Here is a 19,993-nt window from a genome sequence, read left to right on the forward strand (position 1 = left end):
ATGAAGCCGACGAATCCCACCAAGCTGAACCTGATGACGCGCGAGGCCTTCGGCGACCTATCCTTGCATCAGAAAAATGATTACCTGCAAGGGCTCGCCAACCAGTTTGCCGAAGTGAACGATCGCGAGAGCGTGACGCTTGACCGCGACGCGCTGGCGCGTCTGCGGCGCTACTACAGCCGGCGGGTTTGGGCAGATCTCAAGCTCGAGGAAGGGGGAGGAGGCCTTCTCAACCGCCACCTGCGCAGCCTGGGCGAGCTTATCCGCAACAAAAGCATTGAAGAGGATGTTGCCGGCGCCCTGATGCAGGAAACCGCGCCTAGGCGGGTTCTACGTACTCCGCCGACTGACGACGCGCAGTTGATGTTCTTCGTCCCCACGATTTACGACGCACCGATCAAGGATGATGTCAATCTCATGGACATCGCCCCGTTTTCCCTCAGCAAGCGGGGTACGAGAGGCGTTATTAAGTACGAGCTAAAGGACAGCCTGATTACGATTGAAGGCGGTGTTGAAAGCGGCCTGGCGACCGTGTTCGACTATGACATTTTCCTCAACATGGTTTCCTATCTCGCCGAAGAAGTCCAAAAGTTCCGTCGCGAGGACAAGAAGGGGCTCAAGCCATCGCTGCCGCCCAAGACCTACCGGCCGAGTGCATCGCATATCCTGAAGTTCTGCCGACGTTCCGACGGCGGGAAATCCTACGAAGATCTCGAGGCCGCGCTTGATCGCCTAGCGAACACGACCATCAAGGTGGTGAACCTCTCTGGCGGTAAACGACGCGCCGTCGACAGTCGACCGTTGATCGGCGGCTACAGGGTCGTTAGCCGGACGAGCTCGAACAAGATGGAGATGGTTGAAATAACCATCCCGGATTGGGTGTACGCAAGCGTGGTGCGCAACGAAGTCACCTTGCCGCTCCTTACGCTGCACCAGGACTACTTCCTCATCAGTTCTGGCATCGGCCGGTTCATCTACCGGCTCGCCCGTAAAGCGGCAGGAAAGGCGCCTGCAACCTACTCGCTCAAGGAAGTCCATTACCGCAGTGCGTCCGAGCAGGAACTTCGCAAATTCGCCTATGATCTTCGCGAGTTCGTGACGCGGACCCAAGCCTTTCCCATGCCCGAATTCGATCTTTCCTTTGTCGACGGCAAAGAGGGTCCGATGCTGCGCATGGAGCGTCGCGACGGTTATGGTAAAGCCGAGCCTGAACGGCTGGCCTCCTCCTCTTGATTCTGTCGTCAGACCGTTTTTCGCCGACGACAAAAATTTCACCGAATCCCGTACATCGCCGACGACAAAAATGGCGGGTATCGGCGGCTCCGTCCTGTGGATAACTTGGGGATAATCTATCCCCATTTTGTCGAATTCCGCTTTTCGCCGACGTTTCGCCGTACATCGCCGACGACATCCCGTACATCGCCGACGACAAACCGTATTTTACCGACGACAAACCGTACTTCGCCGACATCGAGTCTCTGCAAGATGCTGATTACAAATATGAATTTGGCGTATTTTCCGCCTAAAACTCTATTAAAACTTAGATAAAACATATCAAACTTGAAAAAACGAGGCTGCGCCTCTGACTTTTTCAATTTGATTAGGTTTTTGTCGGAGTCGGCGAGGTCCACGTAAACGGCGAACGCCACCACATCGTTTGATGGGTGGCGTCCTAACCCTTGACGGTCATCGGCTTCCCAGCCTGTACCGTGTCCGCAATGAATCACGGATTGCCGTGTCTGCCAAGTCCGGCACAATCCTTTTGCTGCTCTCCATAAGATCGTGATAGGTTACGACTCATGAGCACCAAGACCACGACCCCAAAGGCCACCGCGAAGCCCGTTCGCCTCACCAGCGCACGCGGCGAGAAAATCAGTGCCGTTGAGGGTCTCCACCTGACGCCTCGTATGCGCACGGTGCTCGAACTGAGCAAGGACAAGTCCGGCGACGAACGTCGCAAGCTCATCAAGGCGCAGTTCGTCGGCAAGACCGCTTGACCGCTTGGTTTACACTGCTGAAACCGATCCGCTTTGCTATCCCGGAACCACGGTTCTCCGCAACAAGCTTGGCTTAACCGAGCAGGCACTCCTGGACGAGTACGAGCTGGCGGTTTTCCTCACGCGCGCCGACGAGCCGTTTCCTGCCGGACATTTTGATTATTCCCACTACCGCGCTTTGCATCGGCACCTCTTTCAGGATGTCTACGATTGGGCAGGGGAGGTCCGTAAAATCCGTATAGGCAAAGCCGGCAACTGGTTTTGTTATCCTGAGTACATCGATCGGGAAATGACGCGCATCTTCGCTGAGCTGAAGGCCGTGCGCCACTTGCGTGGCCACAGCCCCAAGGCATTTGCCTCCCAGGCCGCTCATGTGCTTGCCGAAATTAACGCGGTGCATCCGTTCCGCGAAGGCAACGGGCGAACCCAGCTGTCCTTCCTCGCGCTTCTCGCGGACAATGCCGGCCTGCCGTTCCATGACGATGTTTTGGACCGCGAGCGGGTCATTGGCGCGATGATAGAGAGCTTTTCCGGCGATGAGCAACCTTTGGGTCATCTCATCCTGGAAATCGTCTCAGAGGCCCGTTCCTAACCCTTGGGGAAATATCCTCGGGGGTCCGGGGGCAGACAGCCCCCGGTGGCACGATCCGCACGGAATGTGATTGAGGCACGGGGGGTCTGGGGGAACTCCCCCAGGGGTACGCGCGAAGCGCGGCCGCGATTTTTTTCTACGGTATACAAGCGACGCCAAGATAGTGCGGCAGCGTGGTAGTCACCACGAAAATGATGACGCCCCCCATCATGAGGCTCATGCCGGTGCTGCTGCGAAACAGCGTCACGGCCCACAGAACCGTCCCGAAGGTCGTCAGCATCACGCCGATCGACGCGGCCGTGTTCGTGACCGGCGGGAGGATCGTGCAGAGGAGGGTGGGCGGAAATCCCAACCAGGCGGAAACGTAGCGATCCCAGAAATAGGCCCCGCCAATAAGGGCGATGGCGCATGCGGCAAGATTGCCGACAAAGCCGACGGCAGGCGATGAATTCGACATTAAGTCACCTCGTGTGTTCGGAGTTTTCAAGCGGAGCTGAAGAGCCACATTCAGGAGGTGATCGGGCGTTGACTTGTGTAATAGCGCACTTATACATTGCTACGCAACATAGGTGCCCCGCCGGCCACACGGTGGTGGCTATCCGACGGACGGAAGCGCTCATGGCGCTCGATTGAGAGGTGTTGTGGCGTCGTATCACTTCAGCGTGAATATCATCGGTAGGAAGGCGGGACGGTCGTCCGTCGCAGCTGCCGCCTACCGCGCGGCCGAGCGACTTCAGGACGAGCGTTCTGGCGCGGTGCATGACTACGAGCGCAAGCGTGGCGTCGCCCATCGCGAAATCATGCTGCCCGAAGACGCTCCGGCATGGATGCGTGACCGACAGGCTTTGTGGAATCATGTCGAGAAACTCGAAAAGCGCCGTGACGCCCAGCTTGCCCGCGAGATCAACATGGCGCTTCCTCACGAGCTGACCCACGAGCAGCGCCTTGACCTGGTCCGGACGTTTGTGAGCGAGCAGTTCGTGAGCCGCGGCATGGCGGCCGATGTCGCCTTGCACGATCCGTCCTCGGCCGACGGTGACCGTCGCAACTTCCATGCCCACGTCATGCTGACCTTGCGGCAATGCGAGAGGAATGGCCTGCGGCGGGTGAAGACCCGGGAATGGAATTCGGACGCGATGTTGCTGCAATGGCGGACGGCATGGGCGGAGCACCAGAACCGCGCGCTCGAGCGGGCAGGGCATCGGGTCCGCGTCGATGAACGGCGGCTTGATGTCCAGCGCCAGGAGGCCGAGCGGAGTGGCGATCGGCGGGCCGCGTCGACATTGGACCGGGCTCCGGAGATCCACATGGGCCGGCGGGGACGCCAGGCCGAACGTCGTGGCCGCAGCGTTACCAGCCGGACGATGGTCGAGTTGACCGCCAGACCGGGGCAGGGCGTGTTCCGTCAGGCGCATGAGGCTGTGCGCCGGCGCCGCGAGATCGAGTACGGTCGCATTGATGACGGTAGCCGCGCAAAGTGGAACGCGGCGATCGTCGAGCGGAATGCACGTCGTACCTATCGGCTCGTTGACAAACTTGAGCGCCAGGCGGTGCGATTGCGACAGCGCCAGATGCGCAGCATGCGGCTCGCAGCGATGCCGCAGATGCGGTTGGCGTTGGGCATCGATAAGGGGCGGATGGCCAAACGCCATGCTGAGCGGAGTGGGGTCCTGCTGAAGGAGATCGAGCGCCTGCTTGCCGAGCTGCTGCAGACGCGTGACCGTCGTATGATGCGACATAGGGAACTCCTGCGGCTTCTCGAGCCGCCCAAGCGGGGAGGGGGGCGGTCGCTGTTTTAGGCAACAGCCTCTGTGTCATCAGGTAAGGAGGGGAAGGGGATGATTTTGGCCGAGGGCTTCCGCCATTTGTCCCAACGGAACATCCAGCGCCACATTTTGTAGTAGCGGATCTTGCGTGTCAGAACCGGATAGCGAACACGGCCGTTGAAGAACACGAATGCGCGGGAAAACGGCATGCGGAGGATTTCGGAAGGATCCTTCAGCATGCGCGCGGCGTCGCTCTCCGAGCGATGGTTCTTGCCGCGCGATGAACTTCTCACCGTCGTTTGCCCGATCGTATCCGCGAGCATCCGGGCGGTTTCGATATCGCTGACACCGAATGCAATCTTGCATCCGGCGTTGGCGATCATGGAGGACGCCTTGGGATAGGTGCGTTTCAGCTGGTCGAGATCCTGGAAGACCAAAAGCATGCGGGCATAGCTGGCGAGATAGCCGACGCCGGTTTCCAAAGGCTCGATGCGACCCATGGCGGCGCATTCGTCCATGAGCAGGAATGTCGGATGTTTGGCGGGCGGCTCGTGCTTGACGCGCGTCATTGCGGTTAGCGCGGACCCCATCATGACGCGGAGAAACTCTCTGTAGATCGGCAGTTTTTCTTCGTCGACGACGAGGTAGCACGTGATGGTCTCGCGATTGAAGTCACGGAAATCGAAGGTGCTCATGGTGCTGATCATGCCGGCCGGCCTGTCGGCCGACCACGGGGACATGGCCTTGTCGGCGTTGGACAGGATCGAGCGTGCCTCATCGCTGGCATCCATATCGCGGAACGCCTCCATGATTTCCCGCAGGGAGGTCGAGCCGAGGGTACGGGCTTCCTCCATGACAGGCCCGAGGCCGCCCCAGCCCAGAGAGACCAGGTTGCGGACCTTCGACAGGTTGCGCAGCTCCGGAATGTCCGCGTAACGCAGGCAGGTATAGAGGACCAGGCCCTGCAGCAGCTGCGTGGCACGGTTGTCCCAGTGGCTTCCGCCTGTGGTATCCGGAATAACCAGCAGCTTCGCCAGCTGCAGCGCATCGTCGGCCTCATGAAAGGTGTTGACCCTGACCATGTCGAGGGGATTGAACATGTCCGAGAGGTGCGGGTTGGTCGCGTTGAGCGTGACGACTTTGCCTATGGTGCTACGATAGCGGCCGGTGATAGCATGGTTCTCGCCCTTGGGATCCGTGCAGATGATGCTGCCCTGGTAGGTGAGAAGGTTCGGGATGACGACGCCCGCGCCTTTGCCCGATCGCGTCGGTGCAAACAGCAGGACGTAGCCATCCTTGTTGAAGCGGAGGAAGCGCCCGTAGCTGCGGCCCACGATGATGCCCTTTCCGCCGAGAACGCCGCCGAAAAGCAGTTCGTAAAATCTGGCCCAGCGGGCAGTTCCGAAAGTGGTCGCGCGTCTGCGGACATAGCCGACTAGGCGGCGCAGACACCAAGCCAAGATTCCGAACACGACCTTAAAGACCGTGCGGAGAAGGAAAGTCGCGAGTTTGGCGAGAAAATTGAAGACATCCATGGCGCACCGATATCCCTGTTTTGGAAGAGGTTGGTCAAACGAAGTGCCTAGCCGGCGCTCACGAATCGTGCCCGCGGCCCGTTTTGCGCGAACCTGGCCGCTCAAGTCTCTGGTCGCGGAGGTGTTCAGCATCCGCGTTGCGCACACTCTCCTTGCGTGCTCGCACCAGGTCGTCACGGCGATTTAAGAGTTGGCCGTGAGCGGCGATTGCGTCAGGAAGCTCGCGCACGGCTGCTCGCGCCTTATCGAGACCGAAAAACAGCTGGGCGGGTCCGTAATACAGAAACCGTGCCAGTGAGCCTTCCTTGCCCTGAAGGACGCGTATCGCCTTTTCGGCGCCGTAGGTGCTTATGAGACTGAGGCACGAAGCCAAGGCTCCAGCCCGGTTGAGGAAGGAATCTGCGAATAGCCGCTCGAGCCGTTGGGTTGACACGCGCAATGCGGCTTTCACCTCGGCGAGGGAGGTCTCGATATAGGGGTCATCGTTTTCACTTGCGGACATGCGGAATGTCTCCCATGGTTGAGGCATGAAACGAGTGTTGATTGAGGTGTATTTGGGCCTAGCGGTCGCCGCGATGATCGTCGGTCGCTGGGTGTTGGCGCTAACTCATTTCGTCTTCGGCGCACCGAAGCCGGACGAGAATTACCGCCAACTAAGGGAAGCCGAGAGCGAGCTTTTTGTCAGAAGGGTGACCGGGCGTCGTTTGCACGACGCCTGATTGGCCATTTCGAGTAGCGCGCATAGAAACGAGTTGTTCAACGAGCGCTTGACCGTCGTCACCGGGCGTTACCGCGTGCCGTTTTGCGCGAAATGTCCCTGTTGGCGGTCTGGTCACGAAGACGTGCCTCATCGCGCTTGCGGATGAGGCTTGAGCGGGCTTGCTTCATATCGCGCTCACGCTCCCAAAGCTCGCGATACGTAGCGATCGCCTCCGGCAGCTGCTTAAGGGCAGCATTGATCTTCTTCTTCCCCGCGAAGAATTTGTAAGGGCCGACATAATAGAGCTGCTTGGCCCAACCCCGGTGGCCGTCCATGGTGGCAACTGCTCTCTCGTTTCCCTCTTCGTGGAGAAGCTTGAGGAATAGCGGGAATCGATGGCCCGCCTCCTCGAACGCTTCTTCGAACAGTGTTTTCAGCTGGACTTTGGCGACGCGCTTGGCGTCTCCGATCTCTGCCAGCGCGTGTTCGATGTGCTCACCGCTGTCGTTGTTTGCGCTCATGGAGCGTTCCTCTTATGATGGATTGTTGCTGGGTTCTTTCTCGAACATTGACAGGCTTCGTGCGCGCAGGCGCCCACGTCGGCCTGGTCAGAATTTCCAGGCGGGACGGGAAAGCCCTGCAGATAGCCAGGGCGCAATCAGAGCTGTTCTTGAGAGAGGTGACCGGGTGTCGCTTCCACGACGCCTGATCGTCTATTTCGGGTGGCGGCCGATGGAGCCGCGCTGCGAAGAGGGCTTTGCCCTCCTCGCTCTCGCATATCCGTGAGACGGCGGAGATGGCCGAGCATCCGGTTCCCTTGACGTTGGCACTCGACCGCTTTGAGCGCCTCGTGCAATCAGGTGGGCATAGATATCGGCTATGATCCGCGCCCCGGCTCGACCGATCGCCGACAGGATCGCGAAGATCATTGTTACGTGGAGGCGTACAATGAGTTCGATGATGCCGAAGACAAGTTTCGTCAGGGCGTTCATCACTCATTGACCCAGCCGAGATGTTTGGGCTTGTGCGTCTCCGGGCAAACCGTCCACCCCTGCTTGAATCCCGTTGTCGGGTCGAGTAGGGCGACCATCGTTGTGCCATCCGGTTTTTTCCGAACATCGAGATAAGCTGGTGGGGGCCACGGGCAGTCGCCAAGCTCATAGTCGCGGGCCGCGATCTCCAAGACCCGAAGGACTGTGGCCCGTCCTATCGGTGTTTTCCGGGCTTTTGGAAGTTCGAGGGTCGCTCGCCTAGGCACCACGGCAACCACCTTCGTGTTCGAAGATGGCGTTGGGTTTGGAGCTGGTGGTGGAGGCGGAGCCTGCGTCACGATCTCGAAGGTCGAGACAGTTGCTCTGGCGACCTGACCCGGCTTGAGGGCTTGCGCTAGGCTGGCGAGATGCTGCAGGAAACCCGCTTTGATCGGCGGACTGTCGGCGTGATCTTCGGAGACGTCGACGATTTCGCCGTTCGGGTTGAGCTGGATAGTGCGGCCGGGACGTTTGTCGATGGAATCGATGATGGGTCCCGCAGATGTGCGTGTCGTTTGATTAGACATGGAGTCCTCACAAGATATGGATTCGGCAGGATTTCGCGGACCGGCTACTTCAACCGGTGCTGAAAGCGGACTCGCATGGGGTTGTGGGGGTCGAGGTCGTAGAGGTACTTGCCGTTCAAGTGGGGGAACACCACGATGGCGCCGAGGCTGCCGGAGTTGGTGCGCTTCCAGCCGATGACACGACCGACAATGTTGCGGCCGAAGGCATCGGCACGGGAAGGGACGATGGCGCTGAAGAAGTCTTTGACGTATCGGTCGTTCATGTGTCTGTTTTCCTGTTGGGATCGAATTTGGTCGACGACTGCCATCGCCGAACGGCCCGATCCGAGCGGAAAACTGCACCACTTGGAATTTTAATAACTTTGCTTTCCAATCTTAATAAGATTGACAGCAACGAACAAACCTCTCCTGGCAGGGAGAGGTTTGCCGGAAGTGCGGCTCTGCAAAGCACACACTTCAAGTGCCAGCGGGAAGGGAACAGACCACCCGACCAACCGGCGCTTTCTGGAAAATGATAGAGATATTTGCGTTATACGCTGAGGTGATAGAGCGAGTATGGGACGGAGGGATACAAATACAAGTGGCAATGTAAAAGATAATGCGCTTGAGAAGAAACGGCACAAAGGCGGCAGGCCTCCGAGCGAAAAACCCATGAAACGGGCGAACTACTTCCTGGAAGCAGATCTCAGGAAGGCGATTGACGCCAAAGCGCTGGAAAATGGATCCACACTTTCGTCCGTAGTCAGCGAAGCGTTGAAGACCTATTTTGCGGCCGAGAATGCCAAAAGGGATCCAGAGGGGCTGCTTTCGTTACTGGATCCTCCCATAAGGAAGACTATCGAAAATCTAAATAAGACCACGGATGCAGCTATGATTGGCTATGGTCACTCCACTCAGCTGTTGTCCCTTCTCATTTTTCTCAAGCACTCCCCGATGCGATATATGTATCCAGATGGAAATTTAGATACACAGATCCAGCAGATTCTTAATGATATGGTGCGGTCCATAGTGCTCCTTCTCAAGGATCAGGACGAGGCTGAAACGCGAGAATCCGTCGATGCGCGGGCTCAATACCTCGAAGAAAGTTACGGGCGGTCGATCTATGCGGAATACATGGATTACGAAACGCTGTTGAAAGAGAACCAAACTCTAGCCGATGCGCTCGCCTCCGTGAGCGCTAATGTCAGGGAGTTGACTACGCACGTCGAACCCGTGCTTCGATCAATGATCGAGACTGCCGATGTATCGGTTCCCCATAACGAACGACCGCAGGATAACGCCCCAAGAGACGTCAATCTTCCAAAACCCTGGTGGCCATTTTCAAAACGCTAGTACACGATCTCGGTGGGCTTTATGGAAAGCATGATGTCTCTCGTGGCTTTCAGGTCGGCGGATTCGACGATTTTGTTTCTTGCGTCGTTCCGGCGGAGAATCTCCATGCGACGGTAATTCAGCCGATCGCGTGCTCAGCAATGGAGATCCTCATGAGCCAGAACTTCTATCCTGCAGTCATCACCGGCCTTGGAACCTACCTTACGGAATAATCCAAGGGTTTGGTTTCTTCACGGCCTTGGTCGCCGGAGGCCTTTTCTTTATCCTCTACTTGGTCGGATGTGACTTCGTCGACGGGAAGTTGTCCTAAGAAAGGGGGCGGGCTTCGGCCCGCCCTCGTATTGGGTGAATCATCAGTGCTTAATTCCTGCGCACAGGTCTGGACCTTTTGTCGGTCATGTCGTGAAGTCTATCCATGGCATCAAGCACTTCACCATCCAGCACCAACAATCATGAGCGGCTTTTTGCGGAAGTTTGTGATGCGGTCTTTGCAGCGCTGGCGAGAATTGAGGACGATTATCCACAGGCAGAGCGTGAGTTGCTGTCTGAAGTGATCATGCACGCTGCCTGCCGGCGACTGGACCGAGCGGGGATCGAGCGAATGTTGGCCCACATGCATGCTCACTATCGCATCGGTCAACCGCCAGTAATAGTGGTGGAAGAGTAGGTAGCGTTACTGCTTTTCCAGCGAAATGCTGTCACCCATATCCTCCCAACCCTTAAAGCAGCTTGCCGGGCTGAGGTTCATGGTCTTCCCGTCATATGCGATATCGCACCGTCGGGTTTCGCCGCCGGTAATCACCTGAAGCTGACCGCTCTCAAGCAAGAGCCATTCTCCCTTGTTCACCCATTTGATTGTGCCGTTGAAATCGAGCGTGCCGTCACCCTTGAAGCGGACGAACACCGGTTGATCTCCCGCTTTCCAGCTCGGGCTTTCCCATTGGCCGACAATCTTCTCACTGGTGATAGCCGCAGGGGTATCAGTGGTGTTGTCCGCCGAAGCAGTCTCTGCCGTATCCGGGGCATCACCTACGCGGATAAAAGCAGCCGTGTCTGTGTCTTTTATGAGTGCTTGGTCGCAGTTCGGACCAGCGAACTTTAGATGGTTCGCCTCGAACTTATACGAACACACGGTGGGATTAAGACCCGGCAATGCAAGGGATATTACGCCTATAAAGCCTTCCCCCGGCTCTTCATGCGGTCGGGCTTGCCACGTTCCGTTGCCCTTGGGTGTGAGGAGAGTTCCATTCTTCTGAAAAGCAATGGCAATCTTACCGGACTCCATCTGCCATTTCCCAATGATAGGGGGAAGCTCGTCCGCTTTCGCCTTTGAGCCACTATTGTCTGAACAAGCTGCCAGCCCAAGGGCGGCAACCATTGCCATTGAAGTTTTGCGCATGAATGACCTCGTGGAAGTATACGGTAGGAATGCTATCCGCATATCAAAATCCACGATTTATGACGGTCGCCCCAAGGCGCGGAAACGGCGAATGCCGATAGAACAGAATCAAGTATTTAAGGCATTGCTGAAATAAAAAACACGTAACAGAATGTGAATCTGGTCCACTTGCATAAGTCGTGACTTTTGACGGATTGCAATCATGGGTTATTTCCTAAATAAGATAAGGTATTAGATGGCGTGCAGCCGTTTATTCTTGTGAATTTTCTCGAAACGGTTCCGCGATGATCTACGGTTATGCTCGCGTTTCAACGAAAAAGCAGGACCTTGCCTATCAGCTCGAAAGGCTCCGGAAGGCAGGTTGCGACCGGATCATTGAGGAAAAGAAAAGCGCAAAAGATACTCAGGGGCGACCGGAATTCTTGCGGCTGCTGGCCGCTCTCGAACCCGGCGACACACTCGTGGCCACGGTCTCAGACCGCGTTGCCCGCGACCCGCTCGACATGCTGCTCATCCTGCGTGAGGTGAAGACTGTGGGCGCCAAGCTGCGGCTTCTCGATGAGCCGCTCGACTCCGAATCCGGTATCGCTGACCTGACTCTATATATGTACGGGTGGGCCGGACAGCAGTATCGGTTGCGCCTTCTTGAAAACACCGCCAACGGCCGGGAAATAGCCAAAGCCAAGGGAGTGCGGTTTGGCCGCAAGCCGAAGCTCACGGCAAACCAACGCGAAGACGTGCGCGGACGCCGACTTGCGGGCGAACCCATCAAGGAGATCGCCGAGGCCTTCGGCGTGAGTGAAAGCACCATCTCGCGTGTGAAAAACAAGGAATCCGCCACAATGGCGTATCCGGTCGCGCCTGTCAGATTCTAAGTGCACGACACTGTCGTGTTATGGTATAAGCCTTCAGAAAGGCTCTTACCATGCGCGCGAACAAATCCATTTCCCTGACCCTCGGCAAGCAACAGCAAGTCCTCGACCAGATGGTGGCGTCCGGCGACTACGACTCCCATAGCGAGGCGGCACGAGCCGCCGTGCGGGCGCTTGCCCGTGAGCGGGACGCGATCGACGCCGTCTGGAAAGAGAAGATCCGCGAGGCGTTGGAGGATCCGCGCCCCAGCGTGCCCGCGAAAAAGGTCTTTGCCGATTTGCGCGCCCATCACGAAGCTCAGATAAAAGCCGAGAAGCGTGGCGCATAGGGTCGAGTTCCGCCAGGCTGCGGTCGACGACCTAACCGCTCTCTACGAGCGCATTGCGGCCGAAGCCGGCCGAGCGCGGGCGGGTGCCTATATCGACCGGATCGAAGCCGTGTGCATGGGACTGGAGACCTTCCCTGAGCGCGGCACCGTGCGCAATCATCTGTATCCCGGTCTTCGGATCATCGGGTTCGAACGCAGTGCGTCGATTGCGTTCGTGGTGCAGGGCGACTTGGTGGATATCCTGCGGATCCTGCCCCGAGGCATGGATTTTCCGCATGACTGGGATGATTAGTAGCGACTGATGACAACCTTGCGGATTGGATTTCGGGAGGAAGTTTTCGCAGCGGAGTTGGCGCGGCAAGTTGCCACTCCCGGTATCCGGCCGGCCGATGTCGTGGAACGGCTGCTTTCGCAGGCCATCGAGACCAGCATCCGAGACGCTGATTTGGCTTTACTGAAAGGCCCGTCGGTGACGGTCCATTCCATGTATTATAAGGATCGGTGCAGCTCGTTGGCGCGCATGGCGAGTGACGGGTATGCCACCTGGTATATCGAGGCGCGATTTTCCACGCGCAATCCGCTCGAAGATATCGAAATCCATGCTGCCGAGGGCCTCTCACTTCACCCGATCGACTACGGTCCAGCCGGCAAGCAGATCTACCGGATTCATTCAAAGCCGCTGAAAACACAGGTCAACCATATCCTCCGCGTCAATCACCTCGAGCTTTCCAACGCCCTATTTTCAGAGGCTATCCGCCGTCTTGAGGCAGCCAGCCTCGAACAGCCCTATATCGCTAATCCACGTCCAGGCCCGCGCGGCGGCGGTTTCCAGCACGGAATCCAAGGATATGAATTCGTGTCTTTCGACCATATTGGCAGCGGGCAACGCAAGTTCTGCAGCTGTGCCGGCAAAGCCCATCGGAAGATGATTAGTTCAGCAAAAGCCATTGAGGGGCGATATGCTCCGAACTCATGGCCCCACGACGTAATCAGGCTGCTAAGTGACGGTCAGTACGAAGATGGCGTTTGCCACCTATGTGTCGCCAAAGAGGCGGGGCCGGAAGCCGCGGCAGCCCTGTATGGCGACGCGGTTCAGGAATTTGTTGTTCCTTATATCGACCAACTGATGTTGACCGAAGGACTCGATATGCGGACGGCGCGGTCGGAGGTCCAGCGAAGACTCGGCATCAGCCGATGGGTGCGGGAGGCCGAACTTTACGGCCTCGTCAAACAAATCTTTCCCGAGCACAGCGTGTTCCGGGAGGCATCGCCTCCCTGGTTGGGGCGCCAAAGACTCGATGTCTTCATTCCCTCTCTCAAGCTGGCTTTGGAACACCAAGGTCAGCAACATTCTCAGGCGGTGTCGGCGTTCGGGGGTGAGCTGGCGCTGCGGCGCAATCTTGAGCGAGACGCTTTGAAGAGACGTCTATGCGAAGAGAACGATGTACATTTGGTCGAGATCCACTTCCATGAGGCGCTCACCCTTTCCGGCTTGCGCAACAGATTGCGTCGTTATCTGCAGCCGTGATTGCATGATGTTGAGCGGCCCGGGCTGGCTGCCAGCATGCTTCCGTGATGAGAATGTCCTCCACGAGGGCTCGGACGTGAAGTTCGCGGATGCCGCCTAGCTCCATCCCCCAAAACGGGCCATCGGCAACGGTGGCCCGTTTTGATTTGGTGGGGGGTTGCCACCCCACGCCCCGGCGCGGACGGCGAGCAAAAGGGGCTTTCCGGCCAGAACATTTTGTTGCCATACTGCTATAAGTTGGTATTGCACAGTCACTCGATGAGCGTATCAGAGGTAGTCGGCATGAAATTGGAGTTAGCAAGGATTTACCGGGATAACGTCCTTCGGGATATGCTCCTTGAGACGATTCGGGTTTCATCGCCGATAACACGCGAACAACTTGTAGGGGCCGTTTTTGGTTTTTTCGATGCGGCCATAGATGATCTTCTCAAGTGCGAATTGATCACCTGTCAGGCGGATCCCGGCAACGAAAGCCACATGGACATATTCGCCATACCTGCCCCATACATTACGGAGTGACCGGCGTCCGCTCATCTATTGTTGTCAGATGAGGTTTCGGCGGATTGCCGTTACCACGGCTTGGGTGCGGTTTGATGCTCCCAGCTTTTTCGTGGCAAGCTTGAGATAGAAATTGACGGTTTCGGTCGTATAGCCCGTATCGCCTGCAATCTCTTGCGAGGATTTCCCTTCGCTGGCCGAAGCAAGGCAGCGGATTTCCCCTTGTGTCAAACCAAGCCGTTGGTTGGCAGCTGCGATGACCGGCGCAGACACCTCGGAATGGATAGGCTGTGCAAAGAACTGCAAGATCGCCATTTCCTCGTCGGTAAAGGCCTTGGTTCGGGTCACGAGCAAAGTTCCGTAAAGGTCCTTGCCGGACCAAAGAGAAACGACTGTTCTTGGTGCGACGCCATGTTTGCGAACTGCGGCCTCAACCATGATGGCATCCTTGTCACACAAGTCGGCACCCGAAAGCTGATGCCAGCTCCCGATCGGGGTTGCCGGCGAGACCATACGGGCAAGTGGATCGCGCTGGATATAGTGTTCATCGCGATATTCCCGGAGCAGGGGCTCCGGAAGGTCCGACGACAGATAGACCCCGCTGCCGACCCTGCATCCTTCGATATCGAGACCGCTGATGCAGTAGTTGTCAAAGGGGACGATCTCTCGCAGCCGCTCAATCAGCGTTGTACCGTCGTTTTGTTGAGGCCGCCGAGGGCTGAGCAAATGTTTCTCAACATAATCCCGTTCGGATAAGCTATCAGGTTGCTTGAATGATCCCAAGGTAGAGCCACTCTCTCGAATCAGATTAGAAGTTGCGTCAATATGACATGCTTTGAAGAATTCCGAAATGCTTTAAAAGCGATTTAAAATGCATCAGTAGCCATTTGAATTCCCCATCACGCCGCGGCGCGCGCCAAAGCGCATTGAGCCCAAAGCGAATGTAGCGAATTCACCAGATGCTCGATATCGGCATCCGTGTGATACGGTGCCGGTGTTATGCGCAGGCGCTCGGTCTTCTTAGGCACCGTCGGGTAGTTGATCGGCTGTACATAGATGCCGAAATTGTCGAGCAGCAGATCCGAAATCCATTTGCACTTTGCTGCATCCTTGACTATCACAGGCACGATATGGCTGGGATTGTTGAGATGCGGGATGCCGGCGGCGTCGAGCGCGGCGCGCAGCTTGCGAACACGCTCCTGATGACGAGCACGTTCGAACTGGCTGACCTTGAGATGCTGGATCGAGGCCAGTGCGCCCGCAGCGATTGCCGGCGGCAGCGAGGTCGTGAAGATGAAGCCGGAGGCGAAGGAGCGGACGAAATCGATCAGCGCAGTCGAGCCGGTGATATAACCGCCCATGACACCGAAGGCTTTGCCGAGTGTGCCTTCGATCACGTCAAGCCGGTGCATCTGGCCATCGCGTTCCGCAATGCCACCGCCACGCGGCCCGTAGAGGCCGACAGCATGCACTTCGTCGAGATAGGTCATGGCACCGAATTCATCGGCGATATCGCAGATCTCCTTGATGGGCGCGATGTCGCCGTCCATCGAATAGACCGATTCGAAAGCGATAAGTTTCGGTGCATTCGGATCGGCGGCTTCGAGGCGCGCGCGGAGATCCGCGAGATCGTTGTGCTTGAAGATCACGCGCTCGCACTTGGAGTGGCGAATGCCCTCGATCATCGAAGCGTGATTGCCGGCGTCCGAGAATACGATCATCCCCGGAATTTTCGAACAGAGCGTGGAAAGCGTCGTCCAGTTCGACATGTAGCCGGAATTGAAAAGGAGTGCGGCCTCCTTGCCATGCAGGTCCGCGAGTTCGCGCTCCAGCAGTACATGGTAATGATTGGTGCCGGAAATGTTACGCGTACCGCCGGCGCCGGCGCCGGCATTGTCGATCGCCTCTTTCATCGCCGCGACGACCTTGGGATGCTGGCCCATGCCGAGATAGTCGTTCGAGCACCAGACGGTTACTTCCTTCGGGCCGTCTTCCGTATGGCGGATTGCGCGCGGAAAGCTGCCCGCCTTACGCTCGAGATCGGCAAAAACGCGATAGCGGCCTTCCTGGTGCAAGCCATCCAGCGCGTCTTTGAAAAAGGCTTCGAATTGCATCATGATGTCCACTATTAGCCGATTTTCGAAACGGCGGGGGTCTGGTTGCCCACTTTAAGGGCAGGAGCCAATCGGCAAATCGACTCTCTCTGTCACAGGGGCCTTGAACCGGGCTGGATAGCTCACGGAATTGCCGGCATAGACGCCGGCTATGACGCAATCGGGGGTATTCCACCGTCGTCGGCTGACGAACACCGGATGGCTTCCTCGTCAGCAGGTTCAACATTCTTTCTTTTGAGCCGACTCACCTGAGAGTGAATGACAAGCATTTCGTCGTAGACGGATTTCATCAGATCACGCACGAGCTCCATTCGCCGAACCTCCAGAAGTCCCTGCGAAATATCGGGGAGAGCATTCTTGATCATTTGGTCTTTCACGGCGGGCGCGTGGTGAGGATTAGGGAAGGTGATGATGTTGGACATATTGAGCCCTTGGGACTTGAGATGCGTGCATTTAGGTGCCCCGGCCTGTCTCAGGGGCCGGGGCGAGAGAGAAGCGTCACCGTCCGGCGAGACGGGGGCAACGTGACGCCGCTCTCAGAACTCTTCCCAGGAGCTGTTCGCGGCAGCGGCGTTGCCATGGGAGGCCATCGCCGTGTTGACCCGCTTTTGTAGCTGCCGTGCCGGAGAAGCAGCAGGCTTGGATGCGGCCGACGATGCCATGCGGGGCGTCTCCCGCCGAACCGGCTGATGTCGCTGTTCGCCGGTCGTAAACTCACTTAGCATTTCGGTGATCTTACCGACTTCGGCGACCAGCGAGTGGCTGGCGGCGTTTGTCTCTTCAACCATGGCAGCATTCTGCTGGGTGCCTTGGTCCATGGTGTTGACGGCGGTGTTGATCTCCTGAAGGGCGGTTGCCTGTTCGCGCGCCGATTCCACGATCGAGACGATGTTGGTGTTGATTTCCTTCACCTCTCCGACAATCGTCTCCAGCGCGGTTCCGGTCTCCCCGACAAGAGCAACACCGGATTTCACCTGCTCGCCAGATGTGGTGATCAAGCCCTTGATCTCCTTGGCAGCTTGAGCCGAACGCTGCGCCAGTTCGCGCACTTCCTGGGCAACGACCGCAAAGCCCTTTCCGGCTTCACCGGCGCGGGCGGCCTCGACGCCGGCGTTAAGGGCGAGAAGATTGGTCTGGAAGGCGATTTCGTCGATCACCCCGATGATGTTGGAGATTTCCCGAGACGAATTCTCGATCGCCCCCATTGCCGCGACGGCCTGCTTGACGATCGCCCCGGACTTTTCCGCGCCGGATTTCGCCTTTGCCACCAACTGGCCCGCCTCTTCGGCCCGACGGCTGGAATCCTTGACGGTCGTGGTGATCTCCTCGAGCGCGGCAGCTGTTTCTTCGATCGAGGCGGCCTGCTGCTCGGTGCGCTTGGCCAGATCATCGGCCGCGGAGCGGATTTCCTGCGAACCCGAGTGAATCTGTGACGCTGCTGCGTCGATCTGGCTGATCGTCTCGGACAATTGCGCCAGTGCGTCGTTAAAGTCGCGCTTCAGATCATGATAGGCTTCTGGCAGATCGTCGTCTATGCGGTAGCTGACATCCTTTGCGGCAATCGCGGCCATGGCCTTGCCGAAACAATCGTTGACCAGCTTTCGCTCTGCGGCGATAGCCTCGGCCTGCGCCTTCTGCTTGGCGATTTCGGCCTCGTCGATATAGACGGAGATCGCCAGATCCATGTCGAGCAGCACCGCCTTGACCAGGCTCGCCATCGCCTTGCCGAAGTCGACCGCACTCATCTCTGCCTTCGAGAACAGTCCACCCTTGGGAAACATAGCGGTGATGGCGCTGTTGATCAGGTGATCGAGGATGATGGCGTAGCCGCCGATATACCATTGCGGCTCAAGCCCGATTTTCGCGTGTACGGTGCCGATGGTGCGGACCTTGTTGACGTAGTCTTCGTTGAAATTGCCGTCCGAAATGTTGACCCAATGACCCAGCTGCGCCCCTTTTGCACGGGCGATGTGCTCGTCTGACGAAAAGAACCGCTTCACCTCTGGGCTTTGCCGCAACTGTGCATAGAACTTGTCGAGGCCGTTCGGCAGCTCCTTCTCCACCAGCGTCTTGAGTGATTTGATCCGCGCCCGGCCATCGCTGTCGAGCTGCATGAATTCGAGGCGGCGGGCGATATTCTGGCTTTTGGCAGCGGGTGCTGCGGCTGCATGGGCATGCTGGTACGACATGGGCTGATCCGTTCTTTAGGTGAAGCAGTTTGTATGCAATTCCTCCCGACGGATCATTAGATGATGATAAAATAGGCATGAGGCGTCGAGTCACCTCCAGAAATGGAGTATGTTTCTTGCGATATGGTTAACAGTCTGACTATTGATGCTAAAAATTGCGATCAACATTCATGTTTTATTGATGATTTTGGATCGCAAACCACTCGGACTGTCTTGAACATCGAGGGTCTCATGCCATGTCGTAGAACCCCTGGATCCTCGTGAAGCCTGGGGGCGTACACAACAATAGAAAGAACAAATTGTGCGCTCGGACATGGCCTACATGAACATCGATGCGGAATGCATCCAAAACGCCAGCAAGGCATGGGATACCGCCAGCGGCAATCTCAATGAGATCATCAAGGTTTTTTATGTCCACGTGCGCCGCATTCCGGAACTTGACCGGCTGTTCTCCGGCAAGGATCAGGCCGGGATTTCCCGGGCCTTGACCGGCCACTGGGAAAACACCTGCCGCAACGGCTTCGATGAGGCGTACTGGCAACGGGCACAACGCATTGGTGAGACCCATGCGCGTATTGGCCTCGAGCCACGCTGGTTCATCGGCGCCTACCGGCTGATCGCCGAAGAAATTGCCCGTGAGATATCAAGAAAGCTCAAATTTCATCCGGGCAAAGCATCGGTGCTCAAGGAGGCCTTCTATCGGGTCGTGTTTGTCGATATGGAAGCTATCCTGAACGTCTACAACGACATCGAGCGCCAAAAGGCAGAGGAAGCCCAAAAAGCGATCTCCGGAAAAATCGTCGCAAATTTCGACAGCTATGTCGTGACCCCGATCCAGACCATTGCTTCGGCAACCGAGGAGCTCGGCGCGTCCGTGACATCCATTTCTCTGGAGATTGACCAGGGCATCAACGCGTCTAGGAACGCCCAGGAGGTCGCCAACAGCGTGAGCGCCGTCAACGAAACAATGAAGGTTGCGGCGGATTCCATTTCCGGCGTTGTGGATATGATCCGCGGACTTGCCGATCAGACGAACCTTTTGGCGCTCAACGCCTCGATCGAGGCCGCTCGCGCCGGGGATACCGGTCGGGGATTTGCGGTCGTTGCCGACGAGGTTAAGAAGCTCGCCGCCCTCACAGCAAACAACACCAACGAGATTGCGGCAAAAGTGTCGGAAATTCAGAAGATTTCCAATCAAGCAGCCGATGGCAACCGTTCCATCCTGCAGGAAATGGCGGAAATCGTTGACCGTATCAATGCCATTGGCGCGGCTGTCCATCAGCAGAGGGAAGCTACAGCAAACATTGCCAGGAACATTACCGAGGTGCGGGACTCGCTCGGAAAGATTGCCGAATGAGCCAACGCCCCGGTCTCGAAAAGCAGCCCTTCTCGGCCGAGGATGTTTATCTCTACATGATGCAGATCGCCAAACTCATGGCATTGCTCCAGCAGCAAGTCACCAAGCTCGCAACCGATTTGCAGGCTATGGAGAAAGGGCTCAGGGGCCTTACGGATGGCAGAAACCAGGACGACCGGCCGCTCCCCTAAACTGCCCAACAAGTGGAGGTTATGAGTCGCCAGCCA

The 19,993-nt window shown here is 57.4% G+C and carries 24 protein-coding genes; 13 read left to right on the forward strand and 11 right to left on the reverse strand.

Going from position 1 to position 19,993, the window contains the following annotated elements; translation table 11 throughout:
- The 3 genes from QA648_RS36800 to QA648_RS36810 all read left to right on the forward strand — a co-directional run bounded on the left by QA648_RS36800 (position 1) and on the right by QA648_RS36810 (position 2,589).
- Positions 1-1,233, forward strand: coding sequence for a replication initiator protein A (locus tag QA648_RS36800; protein ID WP_283055181.1), 1,233 nt, complete (start codon positions 1-3; stop codon positions 1,231-1,233).
- 566 nt (positions 1,234-1,799) lie between these two features.
- Positions 1,800-1,997, forward strand: a complete 198-nt coding sequence (locus QA648_RS36805) for a hypothetical protein (RefSeq protein WP_283055182.1) — start codon at positions 1,800-1,802, stop codon at positions 1,995-1,997.
- Positions 1,998-2,001: 4 nt separating this feature from the next.
- Positions 2,002-2,589: a Fic family protein gene (locus QA648_RS36810; RefSeq protein ID WP_283055183.1), complete on the forward strand. Its 588-nt coding sequence runs from the start codon at positions 2,002-2,004 to the stop codon at positions 2,587-2,589.
- 136 nt (positions 2,590-2,725) lie between these two features.
- Here the strand turns inward: QA648_RS36810 and QA648_RS36815 are convergent, their stop codons facing one another.
- Complete coding sequence (locus QA648_RS36815; protein WP_283055184.1) at positions 2,726-3,046, reverse strand: hypothetical protein; 321 nt, start codon at positions 3,044-3,046, stop codon at positions 2,726-2,728.
- 184 nt (positions 3,047-3,230) lie between these two features.
- On the opposite strand from QA648_RS36815, the gene mobQ reads away from it, so the two are divergent.
- Positions 3,231-4,388: a MobQ family relaxase gene (gene mobQ, locus QA648_RS36820; RefSeq protein ID WP_283055185.1), complete on the forward strand. Its 1,158-nt coding sequence runs from the start codon at positions 3,231-3,233 to the stop codon at positions 4,386-4,388.
- On the opposite strand, the gene QA648_RS36825 is transcribed toward mobQ, so the two are convergent.
- Positions 4,385-5,890 carry a type IV secretory system conjugative DNA transfer family protein gene (locus tag QA648_RS36825; protein ID WP_283055186.1) on the reverse strand — a complete coding sequence of 502 codons (1,506 nt, stop codon included), beginning with the start codon at positions 5,888-5,890 and terminating at the stop codon, positions 4,385-4,387. The genes mobQ and QA648_RS36825 overlap by 4 nt on opposite strands.
- A 58-nt stretch (positions 5,891-5,948) precedes the next feature.
- Complete coding sequence (locus QA648_RS36830) at positions 5,949-6,392, reverse strand: hypothetical protein (protein ID WP_283055187.1); 444 nt, start codon at positions 6,390-6,392, stop codon at positions 5,949-5,951.
- Positions 6,393-6,417: 25 nt separating this feature from the next.
- Here QA648_RS36830 and QA648_RS36835 point away from each other — a divergent pair, with 25 nt between their 5' ends.
- Entirely contained in the window at positions 6,418-6,609 is a 192-nt protein-coding gene (locus QA648_RS36835) for a hypothetical protein (RefSeq protein WP_283055188.1), read from the forward strand.
- Between the two features lie 58 nt (positions 6,610-6,667).
- Here the strand turns inward: QA648_RS36835 and QA648_RS36840 are convergent, their stop codons facing one another.
- The 3 genes from QA648_RS36840 to QA648_RS36850 form a co-directional block, all read right to left on the reverse strand.
- Positions 6,668-7,111, reverse strand: a complete 444-nt coding sequence (locus QA648_RS36840; RefSeq protein ID WP_283055189.1) for a hypothetical protein — start codon at positions 7,109-7,111, stop codon at positions 6,668-6,670.
- A gap of 470 nt (positions 7,112-7,581) precedes the next feature.
- The gene (locus QA648_RS36845; RefSeq protein WP_283055190.1) at positions 7,582-8,148 is read right to left on the reverse strand and encodes a hypothetical protein; all 567 of its coding nucleotides are present in this window, start codon (positions 8,146-8,148) and stop codon (positions 7,582-7,584) included.
- Between the two features lie 44 nt (positions 8,149-8,192).
- Positions 8,193-8,411: a hypothetical protein gene (locus QA648_RS36850; RefSeq protein ID WP_283055191.1), complete on the reverse strand. Its 219-nt coding sequence runs from the start codon at positions 8,409-8,411 to the stop codon at positions 8,193-8,195.
- A 388-nt stretch (positions 8,412-8,799) separates the two neighbouring features.
- On the opposite strand from QA648_RS36850, the gene QA648_RS36855 reads away from it, so the two are divergent.
- Together QA648_RS36855 and QA648_RS36860 are read left to right on the forward strand one after the other, a co-directional pair.
- Positions 8,800-9,480: a hypothetical protein gene (locus QA648_RS36855; RefSeq protein WP_283055192.1), complete on the forward strand. Its 681-nt coding sequence runs from the start codon at positions 8,800-8,802 to the stop codon at positions 9,478-9,480.
- 415 nt (positions 9,481-9,895) lie between these two features.
- Positions 9,896-10,147, forward strand: coding sequence for a hypothetical protein (locus tag QA648_RS36860; RefSeq protein WP_283055193.1), 252 nt, complete (start codon positions 9,896-9,898; stop codon positions 10,145-10,147).
- Positions 10,148-10,153: 6 nt separating this feature from the next.
- On the opposite strand, the gene QA648_RS36865 is transcribed toward QA648_RS36860, so the two are convergent.
- A complete protein-coding gene (locus tag QA648_RS36865; protein WP_283055194.1) occupies positions 10,154-10,879 on the reverse strand; it encodes a hypothetical protein in 726 nt (241 codons plus the stop codon).
- A gap of 284 nt (positions 10,880-11,163) precedes the next feature.
- Between QA648_RS36865 and QA648_RS36870 the strand changes: the two genes are divergently transcribed.
- Genes QA648_RS36870 through QA648_RS36885 form a run of 4 tightly spaced genes read left to right on the forward strand, consistent with a single transcriptional unit; the run spans position 11,164 to position 13,608 of the window.
- A complete protein-coding gene (locus QA648_RS36870; RefSeq protein ID WP_283055195.1) occupies positions 11,164-11,754 on the forward strand; it encodes a recombinase family protein in 591 nt (196 codons plus the stop codon).
- Between the two features lie 50 nt (positions 11,755-11,804).
- Positions 11,805-12,080 carry a type II toxin-antitoxin system ParD family antitoxin gene (locus tag QA648_RS36875; RefSeq protein ID WP_283055196.1) on the forward strand — a complete coding sequence of 92 codons (276 nt, stop codon included), beginning with the start codon at positions 11,805-11,807 and terminating at the stop codon, positions 12,078-12,080.
- Positions 12,070-12,372, forward strand: coding sequence for a type II toxin-antitoxin system RelE/ParE family toxin (locus tag QA648_RS36880; protein WP_283055197.1), 303 nt, complete (start codon positions 12,070-12,072; stop codon positions 12,370-12,372). The genes QA648_RS36875 and QA648_RS36880 overlap by 11 nt, the downstream gene beginning before the upstream one ends.
- Before the next feature lie 9 nt (positions 12,373-12,381).
- Positions 12,382-13,608: a hypothetical protein gene (locus tag QA648_RS36885; RefSeq protein WP_283055198.1), complete on the forward strand. Its 1,227-nt coding sequence runs from the start codon at positions 12,382-12,384 to the stop codon at positions 13,606-13,608.
- Between the two features lie 543 nt (positions 13,609-14,151).
- On the opposite strand, the gene QA648_RS36890 is transcribed toward QA648_RS36885, so the two are convergent.
- From QA648_RS36890 to QA648_RS36905, 4 genes are all read right to left on the reverse strand, one after another.
- A complete protein-coding gene (locus tag QA648_RS36890; protein WP_283055199.1) occupies positions 14,152-14,832 on the reverse strand; it encodes a LuxR family transcriptional regulator in 681 nt (226 codons plus the stop codon).
- Between the two features lie 173 nt (positions 14,833-15,005).
- Positions 15,006-16,220 carry a 5-aminolevulinate synthase gene (gene hemA, locus QA648_RS36895; RefSeq protein WP_283055203.1) on the reverse strand — a complete coding sequence of 405 codons (1,215 nt, stop codon included), beginning with the start codon at positions 16,218-16,220 and terminating at the stop codon, positions 15,006-15,008.
- A 149-nt stretch (positions 16,221-16,369) separates the two neighbouring features.
- Positions 16,370-16,642 (reverse strand): hypothetical protein, encoded by a 273-nt coding sequence (locus QA648_RS36900; RefSeq protein ID WP_283055200.1) that lies wholly within the window; start codon positions 16,640-16,642, stop codon positions 16,370-16,372.
- A 114-nt stretch (positions 16,643-16,756) separates the two neighbouring features.
- Positions 16,757-18,409: a globin-coupled sensor protein gene (locus QA648_RS36905; protein ID WP_283055201.1), complete on the reverse strand. Its 1,653-nt coding sequence runs from the start codon at positions 18,407-18,409 to the stop codon at positions 16,757-16,759.
- Between the two features lie 313 nt (positions 18,410-18,722).
- Between QA648_RS36905 and QA648_RS36910 the strand changes: the two genes are divergently transcribed.
- Together QA648_RS36910 and QA648_RS36915 are read left to right on the forward strand one after the other, a co-directional pair.
- Positions 18,723-19,766 (forward strand): globin-coupled sensor protein, encoded by a 1,044-nt coding sequence (locus tag QA648_RS36910; RefSeq protein ID WP_349254349.1) that lies wholly within the window; start codon positions 18,723-18,725, stop codon positions 19,764-19,766.
- Positions 19,763-19,957, forward strand: coding sequence for a hypothetical protein (locus tag QA648_RS36915; protein ID WP_283055165.1), 195 nt, complete (start codon positions 19,763-19,765; stop codon positions 19,955-19,957). The genes QA648_RS36910 and QA648_RS36915 overlap by 4 nt, the downstream gene beginning before the upstream one ends.
- Positions 19,958-19,993: the final 36 nt, after the last annotated feature.

It is taken from the genome of Rhizobium sp. CB3171 (assembly GCF_029714265.1).
Taxonomy (GTDB): Bacteria; Pseudomonadota; Alphaproteobacteria; order Rhizobiales; family Rhizobiaceae; genus Rhizobium.

Excerpts from the sequence above, each read along its gene's own strand:
- QA648_RS36800 (WP_283055181.1), top strand. The coding sequence starts at position 1 with ATGAAGCCGACGAATCCCACCAAGCTGAACCTGATGACGCGCGAGGCC.
- QA648_RS36805 (WP_283055182.1), top strand. The coding sequence starts at position 1,800 with ATGAGCACCAAGACCACGACCCCAAAGGCCACCGCGAAGCCCGTTCGC.
- QA648_RS36815 (WP_283055184.1), bottom strand. The coding sequence starts at position 3,046 with ATGTCGAATTCATCGCCTGCCGTCGGCTTTGTCGGCAATCTTGCCGCA.
- QA648_RS36825 (WP_283055186.1), bottom strand. The coding sequence starts at position 5,890 with ATGGATGTCTTCAATTTTCTCGCCAAACTCGCGACTTTCCTTCTCCGC.
- QA648_RS36830 (WP_283055187.1), bottom strand. The coding sequence starts at position 6,392 with ATGTCCGCAAGTGAAAACGATGACCCCTATATCGAGACCTCCCTCGCC.
- QA648_RS36835 (WP_283055188.1), top strand. The coding sequence starts at position 6,418 with ATGAAACGAGTGTTGATTGAGGTGTATTTGGGCCTAGCGGTCGCCGCG.
- QA648_RS36840 (WP_283055189.1), bottom strand. The coding sequence starts at position 7,111 with ATGAGCGCAAACAACGACAGCGGTGAGCACATCGAACACGCGCTGGCA.
- QA648_RS36845 (WP_283055190.1), bottom strand. The coding sequence starts at position 8,148 with ATGTCTAATCAAACGACACGCACATCTGCGGGACCCATCATCGATTCC.
- QA648_RS36850 (WP_283055191.1), bottom strand. The coding sequence starts at position 8,411 with ATGAACGACCGATACGTCAAAGACTTCTTCAGCGCCATCGTCCCTTCC.
- QA648_RS36855 (WP_283055192.1), top strand. The coding sequence starts at position 8,800 with ATGAAACGGGCGAACTACTTCCTGGAAGCAGATCTCAGGAAGGCGATT.
- QA648_RS36860 (WP_283055193.1), top strand. The coding sequence starts at position 9,896 with ATGGCATCAAGCACTTCACCATCCAGCACCAACAATCATGAGCGGCTT.
- QA648_RS36865 (WP_283055194.1), bottom strand. The coding sequence starts at position 10,879 with ATGCGCAAAACTTCAATGGCAATGGTTGCCGCCCTTGGGCTGGCAGCT.
- QA648_RS36870 (WP_283055195.1), top strand. The coding sequence starts at position 11,164 with ATGATCTACGGTTATGCTCGCGTTTCAACGAAAAAGCAGGACCTTGCC.
- QA648_RS36875 (WP_283055196.1), top strand. The coding sequence starts at position 11,805 with ATGCGCGCGAACAAATCCATTTCCCTGACCCTCGGCAAGCAACAGCAA.
- QA648_RS36885 (WP_283055198.1), top strand. The coding sequence starts at position 12,382 with ATGACAACCTTGCGGATTGGATTTCGGGAGGAAGTTTTCGCAGCGGAG.
- hemA (WP_283055203.1), bottom strand. The coding sequence starts at position 16,220 with ATGCAATTCGAAGCCTTTTTCAAAGACGCGCTGGATGGCTTGCACCAG.
- QA648_RS36900 (WP_283055200.1), bottom strand. The coding sequence starts at position 16,642 with ATGTCCAACATCATCACCTTCCCTAATCCTCACCACGCGCCCGCCGTG.
- QA648_RS36905 (WP_283055201.1), bottom strand. The coding sequence starts at position 18,409 with ATGTCGTACCAGCATGCCCATGCAGCCGCAGCACCCGCTGCCAAAAGC.
- QA648_RS36910 (WP_349254349.1), top strand. The coding sequence starts at position 18,723 with ATGGCCTACATGAACATCGATGCGGAATGCATCCAAAACGCCAGCAAG.
- QA648_RS36915 (WP_283055165.1), top strand. The coding sequence starts at position 19,763 with ATGAGCCAACGCCCCGGTCTCGAAAAGCAGCCCTTCTCGGCCGAGGAT.